17 protein-coding genes and 1 pseudogene are annotated in these 15471 nt (G+C 58.4%); 8 read left to right on the forward strand and 10 right to left on the reverse strand.

Translation table 11 applies throughout. The features are described from left to right. The first annotated feature begins 67 nt into the window (after positions 1–67). From Q0Y02_RS15540 to Q0Y02_RS15550, 3 genes are all read left to right on the forward strand, one after another. Positions 68–1306, forward strand: a complete 1239-nt coding sequence (locus Q0Y02_RS15540; RefSeq protein WP_297770476.1) for a hypothetical protein — start codon at positions 68–70, stop codon at positions 1304–1306. A 12-nt stretch (positions 1307–1318) separates the two neighbouring features. Next, positions 1319–1726, forward strand: a complete 408-nt coding sequence (locus tag Q0Y02_RS15545) for a hypothetical protein (protein ID WP_297770478.1) — start codon at positions 1319–1321, stop codon at positions 1724–1726. A 138-nt stretch (positions 1727–1864) separates the two neighbouring features. Then, on the forward strand, positions 1865–2803 hold the full coding sequence (locus tag Q0Y02_RS15550; RefSeq protein WP_297770480.1) for an endonuclease/exonuclease/phosphatase family protein: 939 nt from the start codon (positions 1865–1867) through the stop codon (positions 2801–2803). A 148-nt stretch (positions 2804–2951) separates the two neighbouring features. Here the strand turns inward: Q0Y02_RS15550 and Q0Y02_RS15555 are convergent, their stop codons facing one another. The 3 genes from Q0Y02_RS15555 to Q0Y02_RS15565 all read right to left on the reverse strand — a co-directional run bounded on the left by Q0Y02_RS15555 (position 2952) and on the right by Q0Y02_RS15565 (position 5507). After that, positions 2952–3626 (reverse strand): TorF family putative porin, encoded by a 675-nt coding sequence (locus tag Q0Y02_RS15555; RefSeq protein ID WP_272963317.1) that lies wholly within the window; start codon positions 3624–3626, stop codon positions 2952–2954. Between the two features lie 217 nt (positions 3627–3843). After that, complete coding sequence (locus Q0Y02_RS15560) at positions 3844–4314, reverse strand: hypothetical protein (protein ID WP_297770483.1); 471 nt, start codon at positions 4312–4314, stop codon at positions 3844–3846. A 146-nt stretch (positions 4315–4460) separates the two neighbouring features. After that, positions 4461–5507, reverse strand: a complete 1047-nt coding sequence (locus tag Q0Y02_RS15565) for a M14 family zinc carboxypeptidase (protein WP_297770485.1) — start codon at positions 5505–5507, stop codon at positions 4461–4463. A gap of 464 nt (positions 5508–5971) precedes the next feature. Between Q0Y02_RS15565 and Q0Y02_RS15570 the strand changes: the two genes are divergently transcribed. After that, positions 5972–6718, forward strand: a complete 747-nt coding sequence (locus Q0Y02_RS15570) for a YiiX/YebB-like N1pC/P60 family cysteine hydrolase (RefSeq protein WP_297770489.1) — start codon at positions 5972–5974, stop codon at positions 6716–6718. Here Q0Y02_RS15570 and Q0Y02_RS15575 read toward each other — a convergent pair. Beyond that, a pseudogene (locus tag Q0Y02_RS15575) lies at positions 6693–7055 on the reverse strand (methyltransferase); the annotation flags it as partial. The gene Q0Y02_RS15570 and the pseudogene Q0Y02_RS15575 sit on opposite strands and share 26 nt — an antisense overlap. Positions 7056–7381: 326 nt before the next feature. Here Q0Y02_RS15575 and Q0Y02_RS15580 point away from each other — a divergent pair. Beyond that, positions 7382–8848: a PhoH family protein gene (locus Q0Y02_RS15580; protein WP_297770492.1), complete on the forward strand. Its 1467-nt coding sequence runs from the start codon at positions 7382–7384 to the stop codon at positions 8846–8848. 146 nt (positions 8849–8994) lie between these two features. On the opposite strand, the gene Q0Y02_RS15585 is transcribed toward Q0Y02_RS15580, so the two are convergent. Further along, positions 8995–10005 (reverse strand): hypothetical protein, encoded by a 1011-nt coding sequence (locus tag Q0Y02_RS15585; protein ID WP_297770495.1) that lies wholly within the window; start codon positions 10003–10005, stop codon positions 8995–8997. A gap of 141 nt (positions 10006–10146) precedes the next feature. Between Q0Y02_RS15585 and Q0Y02_RS15590 the strand changes: the two genes are divergently transcribed. Both Q0Y02_RS15590 and Q0Y02_RS15595 read left to right on the forward strand, forming a co-directional pair. After that, complete coding sequence (locus Q0Y02_RS15590) at positions 10147–10641, forward strand: OmpW family outer membrane protein (RefSeq protein WP_297770498.1); 495 nt, start codon at positions 10147–10149, stop codon at positions 10639–10641. Between the two features lie 4 nt (positions 10642–10645). Beyond that, complete coding sequence (locus Q0Y02_RS15595) at positions 10646–10831, forward strand: OmpW family outer membrane protein (RefSeq protein WP_297770501.1); 186 nt, start codon at positions 10646–10648, stop codon at positions 10829–10831. Positions 10832–10984: 153 nt separating this feature from the next. On the opposite strand, the gene glpE is transcribed toward Q0Y02_RS15595, so the two are convergent. Both glpE and rhlB read right to left on the reverse strand, forming a co-directional pair. Further along, a complete protein-coding gene (gene glpE / locus Q0Y02_RS15600) occupies positions 10985–11305 on the reverse strand; it encodes a thiosulfate sulfurtransferase GlpE (protein WP_297770504.1) in 321 nt (106 codons plus the stop codon). Then, positions 11280–12536 carry an ATP-dependent RNA helicase RhlB gene (gene rhlB, locus Q0Y02_RS15605; RefSeq protein WP_297770507.1) on the reverse strand — a complete coding sequence of 419 codons (1257 nt, stop codon included), beginning with the start codon at positions 12534–12536 and terminating at the stop codon, positions 11280–11282. Before rhlB ends, glpE begins: the two co-directional genes overlap by 26 nt. Before the next feature lie 111 nt (positions 12537–12647). Between rhlB and Q0Y02_RS15610 the strand changes: the two genes are divergently transcribed. Then, positions 12648–12908: a DUF1145 domain-containing protein gene (locus Q0Y02_RS15610; RefSeq protein ID WP_052042996.1), complete on the forward strand. Its 261-nt coding sequence runs from the start codon at positions 12648–12650 to the stop codon at positions 12906–12908. An 8-nt stretch (positions 12909–12916) separates the two neighbouring features. Here Q0Y02_RS15610 and Q0Y02_RS15615 read toward each other — a convergent pair whose 3' ends face one another. The 3 genes from Q0Y02_RS15615 to Q0Y02_RS15625 form a co-directional block, all read right to left on the reverse strand. Further along, complete coding sequence (locus Q0Y02_RS15615) at positions 12917–13507, reverse strand: DUF938 domain-containing protein (RefSeq protein WP_297770512.1); 591 nt, start codon at positions 13505–13507, stop codon at positions 12917–12919. Next, a complete protein-coding gene (locus Q0Y02_RS15620) occupies positions 13507–14346 on the reverse strand; it encodes an SDR family NAD(P)-dependent oxidoreductase (RefSeq protein ID WP_297770514.1) in 840 nt (279 codons plus the stop codon). Before Q0Y02_RS15620 ends, Q0Y02_RS15615 begins: the two co-directional genes overlap by 1 nt. A gap of 301 nt (positions 14347–14647) precedes the next feature. Further along, complete coding sequence (locus Q0Y02_RS15625) at positions 14648–15391, reverse strand: lysophospholipid acyltransferase family protein (protein ID WP_297770516.1); 744 nt, start codon at positions 15389–15391, stop codon at positions 14648–14650. Positions 15392–15471 lie beyond the last annotated feature (80 nt).

Genomic DNA, 15471 nt, shown 5'->3' on the forward strand with positions numbered 1-15471 from the left:
CGGATAATGCCATGCTTTATTCGTAGTCGTTATGTGATTAAAACGGCTATAAAAGCGTGGGGGATCTATGAAGAAGGTATTATCCGTGATGCTGGGTACTTTACTGAGTGCGGGCCCTGTCTGGGCCCAGACTCCGGAAGGTGATGTCCAGCAGAGGCTGCGTGATTATGAGCAGCGCCTGGAACAGCTCGAAAAGCAGCAGTTTGATAATACCCTCAGCGATGCTGCTGACCGGATCCGTATCAACGGTTTTCTCTCTGCTGGCATGTCCCGGGCCGAGGTGGACACCACCTCTGGTTCTGCCAGCTACATCGATGGCGCCAGTGATAAATGGAGCCATGATTCCCTGACTCGCGCTGGCGTACAGTTCAATGCCGAGCTCAGCGACCGGGCGGAAGCTGTGGTGCAGCTGTTTGCGTCCGGCGATGACGAATTCAACGCGGAATTGCAGTGGGCTTATCTGGATTATCAGGTCAGCGATTCTGTGAGCATGAAAGCGGGGCGTATCGTGGCGCCGTTCTACATGCACTCCCAGTACATCGATGTGGGCTATGCCTACCCGTGGGCCAGCTTGCCGGCGGAGGTGTATCAACTGGCACCGGTGAAAACCATGGAGGCGGTGGAAGCCTCCTGGCGTTTCACTAGCGGGCCTGTGTCACACCGTCTTTCCGGGTTCTGGGGTTCCAGTACCGTGGATGGCGGTGAGCGTGTGGCCAATGCCCAGTTCCAGGCCGATGACCTGAGCGGTGTGAATTTTACCAGCTACTGGCGTAACTGGACGGCGAGAGCCGCCTACACCGCTGCGGACGTTTCCGTCAGCCAGCAGGATTTGCAAGGTGCCCTTGGTTTCCCGCCTGCCGTCCTGGGGCTCTCCTTTGATGATGTTTACACCTATTTTGCGGGTGTCGGGCTGCAATACGATGACGGTAGCTGGTTTTTCTCCGCGGAAAAGGCGCGGCTGGATTTTGGTAACTGGTACCCGAGCAGCGAGAGTGGCTACGTCACAGTGGGCAAATACCTGGGCAAGTGGATGCCCATGGTCACCTGGGCAGAAGTGACGCCTCGTGATCTGGATAGCAGCCTTCCGGCTGCCCTGAATAATGGCCTGGCGGAACAACAGAAGAGCTGGACCGGTGGGCTGCGCTATTCCCTCACCGACTCCATCGCCCTGAAAGGGGAGGTGAGTTATTACTACGATTTTTCCGATAGTGATGTTACCACGTCCGGGTTCTTCTTCACCGACGGAGGCCAGCTTGAAGACGATCATGCCACGGTGATTCGCCTCAGCGCGGATCTGGTTTTTTAAGGGGGAATGGCCATGAAAAAAATACTATTTTCATTGCTCCTGATGCTGGCGGCAGCGGCCCAGGCAGAACCGGTGGTGGTGGTGTCCGCCAACAGCGGTCTCGATGCACTGACTCAGGATGAAGTGCGACAGATCTTCAATGGCCAGACCCGCCGGGTATCCGGTGCCTCGGTGAAGCCGCTGGACTTGCCGTCACGGGGCCGTGCTCGAGATAATTTTTACCAGCAGGTGCTCGGCAAGAGTGCCGAGCAGATGAAAAGTTATTGGGCGAGGATGATCTTTACCGGCCGGGGGATGCCGCCCCGGGAAGTCTCCAGTGAACAGGAGATGGTTCTGCTGGTGGGTAGCAACCGGAACTTTGTCGGTTATCTGGATGCAGCACTGGTGACCCCGGATCTGAAAGTGGTCTATCGGCCCTGACGTTTTCTGTTGTTGTTCACATACCCCTTGCCCGCCTCATTGGCGGGCTTTTTTTGTTCATCATTCTTATTGTTTTTCCTACATTAACCTCCGCGTTTTCCGGTGTTACGGATCGCTGTGCGGTCATAGACTGCCTGCATGCGATTTCTGATTATCTTGTTGTGTCTGCTGGCCGCGACAGCGCTGTCGGCGGATTGTCGAGGTCTTGCCCCGGCCCGGAGTATTCCCGCCCCGCAAGCGAATGAATGGACTCTGGCGACGCTGAACCTGTGGCGGCTTCGCGATACCCGCAAAGACAGCCGGCTGGATGAACCGCTTTCCGAGGCTGTGTTGAACAGGCGAATACAGGCGCTGGCTGGGTTTATTGCCGGCCCTTTGCAGGCGCCCCATATGCTGGCTGTTCAGGAAGTGGAAAATCGTGAGTTACTCGAGGCCCTGGCGGTACGCCTTGCCAGGCACGGCTGGCGTTACCGCGTCGCACTGAAAGAGGGCAATGACCCTTCCGGCATGGATGTGGGGCTGCTGTATCGGCAGCCGGTGCGGATTGCGTCGGTGGACCGTCTGTTTGCGGAGCAGGGCTTTCACGGCCATGCATTGTTTTCCCGTCCACCCCTGCGCGTGACGGTGCAAGAACCCCGGCAGTTGCAGTTGGTCGTTGTGCACTTGCGTAGTGCGCGAGGTCTGCACAAGTCACGGGTTCGGCAAAAAAGGCAGCGTCAGGCCGCGTTGCTGGCCAGCTGGGCCATTGAGCAAAGTGGGCCGTTGATAATGGCCGGTGATTTCAACAGCACCTGGGGCGCCGGGCGTATCTCGGCAAGCTATAGGCGTTTTGCGCAATCCGGTCTGTTCAATCTGTGGCAACGGCTGCCAAAGCGGGAACGTTACAGTTTTCGTCACCGTTGCCGACCACAGGCCCTGGACCATATCTGGGTGTCACCGGATTTGGAAACGTCTGTCATCACAATGGCGGTAAGCCGTGGCAATGCAGGTCGCTATCACAGCCTCTATGGCAGCCAGGGGGTGGCGCCGGTATCGGATCATGATGCGCTGGTAGTGTACTTTTCTGCAGAGAGGTAACGACAGGTTTGGCGTGTTGCCTGAAGCGCGGGGGATGTTGCGTGGAAGGTAAAAAGACGCCGCGGGGTTGCTTGCGTGTTTGCGAGGACCAGGGAGAGCCCCGCGGCGTTAAACAGTGGGCGGCGTGAGCCGCCCGTTTTCTTGGTGCTTAAAGCGCGAACTCGTAAGAAACGCTCATGACCAGGTCGTCGTCGTAAGTGTTGTCTTCTTCCTGATCAACGATCTTGGACAGAGTGAAGGTGAACTGATCGGTAACGGCGTAGCCCAGATCCACGTGAGTGTAATCGCTGTCGTCAGCTTCAAAGTCATAGAAGCCTACGGTGGCGGAGTACTTGTCGTAGCCGTAACCCACAGCAAAGTAATCGCTTTCGTAATCTTCATCACCGCCCTTGCCGGAGTTGCCTACACCGATGAAGGCGTCAGCGCTCAGGCCGGCAAAACCTACACCCAGGTGTACTTCCTGGAAGTCAGCGCCAGATGCAGGGTTGTCGCCTGCGGTGCCGCCAGCGGTGTAGTTATAGTCGATGTAGCTGATGTCGTAGCTCAGACCTTCAATCTCGCCACCGAAACCGGCGTACAGGTCGTACTCGGTGTCGTCGGTTTCAGAAGATGCCCAGGCACCAGCGTACAGACCGGAAGTGTGGGAGTAGTCAACGCTACCGTATACCGCAGCGCCGTCGGTCAGTTGCTGACCACGCCACAAGTACTGGCTGGAAGCGCCCAGGGTACCACTGACTTCAGCAGCAGCGATGGCCGGAGCCAGGCTGGCAGCCACGATGGAAGCGGCCAAAACGGTTTTCTTCAGACCAAATACGTTTTTCATGTGCAACCCTCTTAACAAGTCTAATTCGTTCAATGTGCGCTGGTGACGCACCGCCTTTTCGGCTCGAAAAAGATATTGCAGAGAGCGTGCCAACTATTTTTTGTTTATATAAAACAGCAGCTTGATGGTTTCGCAGGAAGAAAAAGGGGGTTTAACAAAGGGGAAACAGACAATGCGGTGCGCGAAATTGGTGCTGCGCACCGCATTGGTGCGCATATTATGGGCACTGCCAGTCCGTGAGCACGGCATCCACACTGGCGCCGCTGGCGTCTTTCAGTGACAAACCACATTGACCGTTCTCATGGACAAAGTGCGCCTGGTAGTCGCCGCCGGCCTGAGGGGCAAACTGCAGGGCTACTTTGCAGCGGTCACGGCTATTGTCAGCCTGACGGCGGTTATACATGACGCCGATGCGGGTGGCCGGGGCAATATCGACCGTAGTGGTGACCTGGGGGCTTTTCTTCATGGTTTTCAGTAAATCGTCCAGGGCTCCTCCGCTAACCGGGTTTTGCGACAGCGCGTATTCCGTTGATTTGAAGCCCTTGCCGGGCACACAGACCACCGGTTGAGCGGCTGTATTGTTGCTGGTGAAGGTGACCTGGGCGGTATCTCCACTGGTCGGTGGCTGGTAATTCAGGTGCTGACAGCCGGCCAGCAGGGCCAGGGGGGCAAGTATCAGGGCTTTCATGGTGTGTCCTTATCGAGGCGTTTGGCAAAGTGTAAGTCAGCCGGGCGGCGGACCCAATGGGCTTTTCTGTTGCAAGGTCGGGGCCATGAATGACGTCTGGCGTATCCGGCGCGCGCAGAGGGGCCGCTTTTGCACAGGACCAGCGGTTAGTCAGCATCCCCAAACCAGTGGGCAATGGCCTGCCGGGTCAGCGCCGATTTTTCCCGAGTAGTGGGTAGCCAGTTGCCGGCGTTGGCGGTCATGGCGGTGAGAAATTCGAACAGGGGCAGGTGCTGGCGCAGTACCCGGTGATGGCGGTGGCCGATTACCGGATTGAAATAGCCGAAGAAATCCAGCATCTGCCGCGGGTTCTTGCGCACCCATAGCCAGGAGCCCATTTCCAGGGTGAACGGCAGGAAGGTGTGATGCGGTGCCCGCTCCTGGGCGTCGTCGTAAAGGTAGTCCCACAGATCACCATGGGTGGTGTAGTTCACTGACTGTGGCTCGATCAAGTAGGGATGATGATGAGGGTAGGTGTCCTCAAAATGCTGTTTGAGCCGGAATACCTCGCCGATATGGGGAATGGGACGATGGCTGCGGGCGTAACAACACCAGATGCGGTCGCGCCGACCAAAGCCGCTGTGGCAGTCCAGGCTCATGGAGAACGGTGCTGGCATCAGTTTTTCCTGCACCACACGAATCACCGCCTGGGCCTCCGGTTCCATGGGCGCACCACTTTTTCCCCGGTACCAGGGCAGATGGCGACTGATGCGGTGGCCGCCTACCAGAAAGGGCACCCGGCCCATGGCATCAATAGGGGCGTTACGCATCAGATCCACGCCATTGGGGTTGCTGCGGGTGCGCTTCCAGATACCGCCCGGATTGATCATCGGCATGAACACCAGCCGCACCTGCTCCAGCCGCCGGTGGAGCTGATCGTCCCACTGCAAACGATGAATCAGACTGTGCAGCCAGGACATCAGCACCTGGCTACCGATCCGCTCTACACCATGAACGCCACCAAAAAAACCGATGACCGGCACACCGGGAGAGGTGCTGCCCATTTCGATCACCCGCACCGGCAATGACAACTCACCCATGGGCACCTCATGAACCGTGGACACGCGCAGGTGACGTTCACCATGACGAATCAGGGCATCCAGGTGCAGGAGCTCGGGCAGATGGCGTTGCAGCAGGTAGAGCTTGTCTTCCATAGGCGGGGGACGGGGACAGGCAAAGAGGATCACACAGGGTAACGACGGTAGATAACAGGAATGTGACGATGCCTGACCTGCATGTTATCACCTGGGTATCTACGGAGCCGCTGTAGGAGCGGATCTTGAGCCGCGAACCTCGCGAAGCGAGGAAATCGACCGAAGGGCGATCAGGGATTTCTGGGCTCGACAGGTTTCTCTAGAAGGAGCCGGTGGTTGCCTTGCACATTTCCTTCGCTGTCGCTCGGATTCGCACCTCAAGAGGTGTTATTCGCTGCGCTCACCCCTTCGGGGCCGCCCTGCGGGCGTTACTCCGCTACGCTCCGTTCCTACGGCGGCGCTGTAGAGAGATTGGCAGTTTTTCTTCACCAAACCGTGACGCCACTGTCAGCGAACCGTCACGTCATTTTCCTAGTGTGGCCCCAGGATAGTCCTGCAACGGATAAGAGCCTGTGGCGATGCCCATGACAATGCCTCTTGAGTCTGCTTGCTCGCTGCGAACCGGGGATTTGTTATTGTTCTCGGGTCGTGGTTTTACCAGTGAGGTGATCCGGGTCTTTACCCGTAGCCCCTGGAGTCATATCGGTATGGTGGTGCACCTGCCTGGCAATCCCGACCCTCTGGTTCTTGAATCCACCACCCTCAGTGAATCGTCGGATGTGACCCTGGGGTGCCCGGTGGCCGGGGTGGCGTTGGTACCCTTGGTGGACAAGTTGCGCGATTACCCGGGTACCGTGGCGTTGCGTCGTCGGCATGGCCCCCCCTTGAGTGACCGCCAGCAGCAATTGCTGGCGCGGATGGTAAAACGCCTGCTTCATCGTCCCTACAAGAACTACGTGCTGTGCAATGCCCTGGATGTGCTGACAGGCTTTACCCGCAAGCCGGATCAGCGTGGCTGGTTTTGTTCGGAGCTGGTGGCGGAACTTTATCGACGACTGGGCTGGTTGCCCCGCCAGACCCGTGCCAGCACCCTGGTGCCGGGGCATTTCGGATCCCGCCATATGCGACTTCAACACGGCAAGCTGGGCGCGGTGGAGTTCCTCAAGGCCGGATCGCAGGCAATCGCTATCCGCGCCCGTGTCAGTGTTACAGCCAGCGCCGTACCCGTTGCCGATAGGCCTGCCATTGCTCCCCGAACTGCTGAGCATGAAAGGCTTCTTCCGCCGCAATCACATGCTGCTGGATCACCCAGACAATCGGTACCAGCATGATCAGCATCCCTGGGCTGTGCTGGTTCAGTGCCATGGCCAGGTACAGGGCAGTAAAGCCCAGGTAGATGGGATTGCGGCTCAGCCGGAACACGCCCCGGGTAAGCAGTTGGCTGGCCGGGCGATGGGGGACCAGGGTGGTGCGTGCCAGGCGCAGCTGGATGACGGCGGCCAACACCAGGGCCGTGCCGATCACCGCCAGGGCCAGGATCACCCAGCGGGCCCCGGGAAACGTCGGGGCGGGCAGGGTAAGGGCTTGATCAATGCCATAGCCCATCAGCAGGCCGCCCAGGTATAGGGCTGGCGGCGGCATCATGACGTGCGGGTGCTCAAGGGACATGGCGATAACCTGTTGACAGAAAAAGGAGGTGAGGACAAACAACCAGTGAGAATTCTAAACGCTATGACAGCCGTCCGCCTGCCCGGTGGCAAACTTTACGAGGTTTTCTATTGATCATTTCGAAAAAGCTGGGTTATGGTAATTCGAATCCCGCCATTGCGGGAGTGATCGCGATCAAAAGCTGTTACAGCTGCTGCAACTGAACCGCCAAAAGGCTTAAACCAATGGCGGCAGGCGCAGGCGTCACTCTCGCTTTATCAGGTAAGAGCCAGATCTGACGCCCCAGCCAAATGCCGCCCGAGACGCAACCGTCACAGGGGATACGCATGGAAGAGCGCGCGGCCAGACTTCACACCCTCTCCATCAACCACGCAAGCGCCAACCAGAACGATTCAACCCTCGAGCAAGAACAGCAAAAAACCTACGTCATTGATACCAACGTGTTAATCCACGATCCGAACTCGTTGCTCAACTTTGAGGAACATCGGGTGGTGATTCCCATGACGGTGCTGGAGGAACTGGACAAGCTGAAGAGCGGCAACAAATCCCATACGGCGGCGGATTGTCGCGCGGCCATTCGGCAGATCGACCGGGTGCTGGGTAGCGCCACACCGGCGCAGGTAGAAGCGGGCATCCCCATTCCCCGCGGGCCGGAGACGGTCACCCAGGGCACGCTGACGGTGTTGATGTCGACGTCCGGGGAGCTGAATACCCCCCTGCCTAATGACCTGAACGACAATCGCATTATCAATGATGTGGTGGCCATGCAGTCCAGGCAGCCAGAGCGCCGTTTCATTCTGGTCACCAAGGATATCAACATGCGCCTCAAGGCGCGGGCCTGCGGCATCGAATCGGAGGATTACCATAACGATCAGCTGGTCACGGACATCAAGCAGCTGACCCGTGGCTATTTCGAAGTGCCCGGTTCCTTCTGGGATCAGGTGACCCAGGTGGAAACCGAGCAGGTGGGGGCGGATACCCTGCACCATCTGTCCCACGGGTTACTGGTCAGCGAGATTCTCGGTGAAGAAGTCTATCCCAATCAGTACATCATCGATGAGCAAGGGTTCGTCGGGCGGGTGCTGGATGTGGATAACGGGGTTGTGACCCTGCGGCACTACAAGGCTGACAGCTTGCTGGATCAGGAGGTCTGGGGGCTGCGGCCCAAGAATCTGCAGCAGGCCATGGCGCTGCAATTGTTGATGGACCCGGATGTGCACCTGGTGACCCTCACCGGCGCGGCCGGTTCCGGCAAGACCATTCTGGCGCTGGCGGCCGCCATCGAAATGACGGTGGAGCAGAAGCGCTACAACAAGATCATTGCGACCCGGTCAACGCCGCCGCTGGCGGAAGAGCACGGCTTCCTGCCCGGTACGGAAGAGGAAAAAATGGATCCCTGGCTGGGAGCCATCAACGACAATATAGAGGCACTGCACCTGAACGATGAAAATCCCTCGGGCAGCATTCAATACGTGAAGGAAAAGGCCAATATCCAGTTCAAGGCCATGAACTATATCCGCGGGCGCAGTTTCCAGAAATCCCTGATCCTGATCGACGAAAGCCAGAACCTGACCCCCCATCAGATGAAGGCGATCATCACCCGGGCCGGGGAAGGCTCCAAGGTGGTGTGCCTGGGCAACCTGGCCCAGATCGACACCCCCTACCTGTCACCCACCAGCTCTGGCCTCACCTACATGACCGAACGCTTCAAGCGTTTCGTCCATGGCGGTTCGGTGCAGTTGAACGGGGTGCCGAGGTCGTTGCTGGCGGAGTATGCGGAGCAGTTTCTCTGAGCGAACAGTTAACAGTGAATAGTTAACAGTTCGCGGGAAATGTCACTGTCACTTCAACGCAAGAGGCCGCGCCCAGACTTTGGGCGCGGCCTCTCAGGTTTTAAACCCCACCAAAGCAGGGTCGCGTCGCTGTTAACTGTTCACTATTAACTGTTAACTGCCTCAACGGCTTTCTTGCACGCTTCCGACTGATAAAAATCATCCAGCACCCACTGAATGAACGGTGCCAGCACGCCCTGTTCAATGAGGACGGTAGCGCCGCGGGCCAGGGCGGGGGCGGTGATGTCACGAACGTTGTCTTCGCTGATCTTCATGCCATCCAGCAGGGTTTGCAGGGGCATATCGCTGAGGGATTCAATGGCGGCGTGGATGCCTACGCTGACCAGGCGGCGGGTGTAATCCAGACGGGCCGTTTCATCGCCAATGGCACAGCTCTGGCTGATCACTTCATCAATGGTGCCGGCGGGTACCAGCTTCAGGTAGTTGGCGGGCTTCAGGGGAGCCACACGCTGATAGCCATCGCGGGCCAGTTGTTCGATGCGCTCGTTGGTGAGCTGCTTGTTCAGCCACTGTTCACCGGTTTTCAGGGTGACACGGATATTCTTTCTCAGGTAGTCGCGGATGGATTCTTCCATGCCGCCCATGGCCTTGCCCACCATGCTCTTGCGGCCCATTTTCATGACGCTGCTGACGCCGGGCAGTTTGGCCAGGGCGTTTTCTTCCAGCAGAAAATTCTTGATGCCGGTGTAGAGCATCTCGCTGACCATTTCGCTGACCAGCGGATGGCTCATGGCCGCGTGGATGGCTTTCTCGCGCAGGGTTTGCAGCTTCAGTACCTGCTCCAGGATCGCTTCGAAATGCTCTTCGCTGAGCAGCTCGCCGACAGTGGCGGGATCCTTTTCGGCAGCTTCCCAGACCGCCTTGCTGACATCGCTGACCACACCCTGTAATCCCTGGGCACTGAGTGCCTGTTGCAGCCATTGATCCACCACGGCGGTCAGGGAATCACTGTCAACCAGCTTGCCCAGCGGTACAGCTCCCAGGTTGCCGCTGGCCTGGGCCATCAGGGCATGCCAGTGCTCTTCATTTTGCAGTTGTGCACAAAGGTGTGCCTGGTGCGCATCACGCAGGGCGGAGATGAATTCGGCGGATGACATGTAGTAAAGCCTCTTTTTATTGATTTAGAACAATACCCCCGGTCGCCATCGGTCTTTCAATAGTGCCGGTGCGGTGGCCATTACAGCCCGTGTCGGGTATCGGGTCACTGCCTCTATCTTGCTGGAAGAAAGGGGAACTGTATGCAACTGCGAGGACAAGGAAAAGCGGCGCTGCTGCTAACTGGGGTGTTGATGGCCGGGCCTGCCCTGGCTCACAAGGCGGGGGATGTGATTGTGCGTCTGGGGGGGATCAAGGTTGACCCGGATGCCAGCAGTGAGACCTTCAACCCGGCGTTGCCGGCAGTGGGGGGGCTGGGTGTGGATGTGGATGACGACACTCAGGTAGGCCTGACCCTGGCCTATATGGTCACCGACTCGATCGGTGTTGAACTGGTGGGAGCCACTCCCTTTTCCCACGACATCCTTCTGGAGACCGGGGGCGGTGATGTGGCCATTGGGGAAACCAGCCATCTGCCTCCGACGCTGCTGGCGCAATACTATGCGCCACAGATCGGGCCGATGCGGGCTTATGTTGGGGCTGGCCTGAACTACACCCTGTTTTTTGAGGATCGCATCGATGATGCTGTGGTGAGCCCGCTATTGGGGGGGGGGCGATGCCGATGTGAAGCTGAGTAACTCCATGGGTTTTGCCTGGGAGGTGGGGGCTGATTTTGCTCTCGACGACAACTGGCTGTTCAACGTCAGCGTCTGGAACATCGATATTGATACCGAGGCGCGGCTGTACGTGAATAATGCCCGCGTGGACAAGATCGATGTGGAAATCGATCCCTGGGTCTACATGGTGGGGTTGGGCTACCGGTTCTAGAAGGCGCTGCACGCTTCATGCAGAGGCCGAACCTTGCAGAGGGAAAAGTGGCGGAGATGAATGGCTGCCTGAAGGCATGGGCGCCCGCAATCATCTCCGTCTGGCGTTTGCAAACCGTGTTGTATGGCGTGCCGCGTGTTACTTCTCGCGTGGTTACGCCATCTCTTCCAGCAGTTCCGGGAAGCGCTGGCGCAGGACTTCATAGCCTCCGTCCAGGCTGACCACGTCATTGAATCCCTGTTCGCTCAGCCAGTCGGCGGCGCCCTGGCTGCTGTTGCCGTGGTAGCAGTAGATCACCAGTGGCTTTTCCGCAGCGGTATCGGCCAGAAACGGTTCCACGTTGGCCTGGGTCAGGTGGACGGCGCCGCGTAAATGGCCAGCAGCAAAACTGGCCGGGTCGCGGATGTCCACGAACAGGGCATCGCCCTGCTCGAAACGGGTTTTGCCCTCATCCGGGCTGATGCGTTTTGCCATTCTCTGAGTCCTTCTCGGCGAGCAGATCCGACGGCGGGTACTCGCATTCCAGTTTCATGCCGATGGCATTTTCCAGTTCCGGCAGCAGGAAGGCATCGTCTTCACAGGCAAAGCTGATGGACATGCCGCTGGCGCCGGCCCGGCCGGTACGGCCGATACGGTGCACGTAGTCTTCCGGGTCTTCCGGCAGGTTGTAGTTGACCACGTGGGACACGCCGTCGATATGGATGCCGCGGCCGGCCACGTCGGTGGCGATCAGCACCTGCAGGTCGCCGGCGCGGAAGCGTTCCAGGGTCTTCATGCGCTGGGTCTGGGGTACGTCGCCGGAGATCAGCGACACCTTCAGGCCTTTCTTGTGCAGGCGGTCACTGACCCGGCGGGTAATGTCCCGGCGGTTGGCGAATACGATCACCTTGTCCATGTTCATGCCGGTGATCAGGTTGTAGAGCAGGGTGAACTTGTCGTCGGCGTTGGTGATGTAGACCTTCTGCTCCACGGTGTCGGTGGTTACCTGGGTGGGCTCGATTTCCACCACTTCGGCAGCTTCGGTCCAGCGGCTGGCCAGGTTCATCACATCGTCACTGAAAGTGGCGGAGAAAAGTTGGGTCTGGCGGTATTGGGGCTTCGGGGTCATGCCGACGATGCGTTTCACATCGGGAATAAAGCCCATATCCAGCATGCGATCCGCTTCATCCAGTACCAGAAACTCCACCCGGTCCAGCCACAGGTCGCGGCGTTTGGCGAAATCCAGCAGGCGACCGGGGGTGGCTACCAGGATGTCGATCAATTCGTTTTGCAGGCGTTCCTGCTGGCGGTTGAAGTTCATTCCGCCGACCACGCTCATGACCTGCAGATCGGTGTACTTGGCCAGCGCCCTGGCGTCCTTCTCGATCTGCATGGCCAGTTCCCGGGTGGGGGCCACAATCAGGGCGCGGGGCTCGCCGGCGTAGCGCTTCACCTGAATGGGGTGGCGCAGCAGGTCGTTGATCACGGTGATCAGGAAAGCAGCGGTCTTGCCGGTGCCGGTCTGGGCCCGGCCGATGGCGTCGGCGCCGGCCAGGGTGTGTTCCAGCACTTCCGCCTGGATGGGAGTGCAGTACTGGAAGCCCTGCTCGGCGATGCCGCGCATCAGGCTCAGGTCCAGATCGAAATCGTGGAAGCGGGTTTCGCCGTCTTTTTCCGGCACCGGGAACTGATCCAGGGTCCAGGTGCTTGTGTTGTCTTTTTGCATGTATTCGCTCAGTCTGAATGCAAGTGTTGGTGCCACCGTTACGGGCACCCGTTCCTGCTGAAAACGGGGTATTGTAGAAAAATTAACCAGCGCTGTCAGAGGATGTTTCGTATGGGCTTGCTTCGCGGCGTTATTGTAGTGTTTTGGGTGGCGGTAGGGTTAGCCATTTTCCTGGATCTGCCGTCCCCGTTTGATCGATTGCTGTTGGGCGCCGGACTGGTGGTAGCGGTGCTGCATCTCCTGGAGTGCATTGGCTTCATGGTGTGGATCCGTCGACGGGGCCTGTTCCACTGGCGCGATGCCCTGATGATCATGATCTTCGGGGTGGCCTATCTCAAGCCCAGAATGCGCACCATTCGGCGTACGGTATAAGCAACAGCCTAACCCCGGCCGAACACCAGTAACCGGTTATTGGCGGGCATCTCGTGGTCGGCCAGCAGGTGTCTCTGCTGGCGGGCAAACTGTTCCACCACCCATTCATGGTCGCGAATGCCGCGCTTGTCGTCCATTTCCTTCAACCATTGATCAAATTGACGGTTGGAGTCACTGGTGTACTGGCCATCGTAGTTGAACGGGCCATAGACCAGGAATTTGCCCTGATCGGTCAGTTGTCGGCAGCCCTCTTGGATACAGGTTTCCACAAGGGTTGCCGCCATGATGTGGAAGGTGTTGGCGGTAAACAGGTAATCGAAGGGGCCGGTGGGCCAGTGAGCGGCCACATCCAGTTCCACTGGCGGTAATGCCCGGCTCCCCGGGTCAATCAGCCACTGCCGTATATGGGGCAGGTTGGCGGCCACATCGGAGGGCTGCCAGTGCAGATGGGGAAGGCGCCCCGACAGCCAGGCCGCATGCTGGCCGGTGCCAGCACCGATCTCCAGCAAGGCGCCCGGGGCCTGACAATGCTGTTGCAGCACGGAAAGGATCGGGGCCTTGTTGTTTTCGGCGGCTTGAGAGTAGGGGCGCTCTGTCATTACTTCTTGTTCATGAACTTCTGGCCCATCACCATCAGACGCTGGTAGCTGGTGGGCATCAGGCGCTGCATGGTATCGATGGCCAGGGCGTCAGAGCCGATCAGTACCCGACGCTTGTTCTGGCGAACCCCCTTGAGGATGGTGCTGGCGGCTTCTTCCGGTGTAGTGCGGAACATCTTCTCGAAATCTGCCTTGGACTGTTCCGGATTGGAGCCGGTGATGGCGGCCACATCATCGCTGATGCGGGCGGCCTTGGCGATGTTGGTCTTGATGCCGCCGGGGTGAATGGAGGTGGCGGATACACCGCATTGTTCCATTTCCAGTTCCAGGCGCAGGGATTCGGTAAAACCGCGCACGGCAAATTTGGCCGCGTTATAGGCGGACTGGGTGGGAATGCCGATCAGGCCAAACACGGAAGACACGTTGATGATGTGGCCTTCGCCGGCTTCCTTCAGGTAGGGCAGGAATGCCTTGGTGCCGTAAACCACGCCCCAGAAGTTGATGTTCATCAACCACTCGAAATCGTCGTAGTTCATTTTCTCTACGGTGGCGCCCAGTGCTACGCCAGCGTTGTTGAAGATCATGTTGGCGTAGCCGAAGTGGTTGACTACATCGTCGGCAAAATCATAAAACGCCTGGCGGTCGGCCACATCCAGTTTGCGGGTCATCAGCCGGTCTTCACCCAGCCCCAGCAGGTCGGCGGTTTCCTTCAGCCCGGTTTCATTGATGTCGGACAGGGCCAGTTTGGCGCCGGCGGACGCCAGTTCCTGAGCCAGAGCACGGCCAATGCCGGAACCAGCACCGGTGATAACGGCAACTTTGTCTTTAAAATTCTTCATGATGACTCCTGTATCCGCTAATTCAGTGGCAAGTTGAAAGTTCAAAGTTTCAAGGCGCGGGCAGGCTTGTTTGAAACTGATATGCCCTGCCCGCGCAACAAAGTTGTAGCAGCGCGGGGGCAGAGGTTTTCAGTTGGCACTGCCGGCGCCTGCACTTTTCAACTTTGAACTTTCAACTTGCAACTCGATTTGGCGACCGAGTGTAGACACTTTGTCACTTCAGAATGGGCCAATCTTGTCAGACAAGGAAAGGCCAGCGTGGCGATGGCGCCGCCCAGAGGTGGCGCTGAGGATAACCGGCTCAAAGACTGAGTTGCGGGCAGGCCTCGCCAAGTGGGGCGGCAATGGCTGCCTGGCTCTGGTGTATCAGCTGCACCAGTTCAGCCTCGCTGGTGCCCACCGGGACAATGGCTGGGTGCAGGGTGATCTGCGCATGCTGGCCGGGACGGAGCCGTGCGGTCCCCGGCGGCAATATCTCGAATGTCCCGGTTAGAGTGACGGGAAGCACCGGTAGTTGCAGATCCTGGGCCATCTTGAAGGCGCCTTTCTTGAACGGCTTGAGCTGCCCGGTACGGCTGCGGGTGCCCTCCGGGAAGAACAGCACACTGGCGCCGTTGGCCAGACGGGCGCGAGCCTGTTGGAGGCTGGCAATGGCTGCCTGGGTGTCGGAGCGGTTGATGAAGATATGACCGAGCTTTTCGCAGCAGATACCGATTACCGGCATCTTTCGCAGTTCGTGTTTCATCACCCAGCGGAAATCCACCCCGAGATAACCATAGAGCACAAAAATATCGAACTGACTGAGGTGATTGGCGACGATCACATAGCTCTGACCCGGCTGCAGGTGTTCGCGGCCATCTACATCCACGCGCACACCGCTGTAAAGCAGGCACAGCCTGGCCCAGGGCACAGCGGTAAGGCGCGCTACCTGGTCGGCGGGCAGAAAGGGCACCAGCAACAGGCACAGTGCTCCGAATAGCAGAGTGGTGGCTGCCATCAGCGGAACAAAAACCAGCCAGCTATAAAGGAAGAAAAACAGCCGCATGGGGATAGAGCTCTCCGTACCTGTTCAGGTCTTTCTTTATGGTAAGGGAGAGCTGGCCGAAAATGACAGACTGATAATCA

It is taken from the genome of uncultured Alcanivorax sp. (genome assembly GCF_947258575.1).
Taxonomy (GTDB): domain Bacteria; phylum Pseudomonadota; class Gammaproteobacteria; order Pseudomonadales; family Alcanivoracaceae; genus Alcanivorax.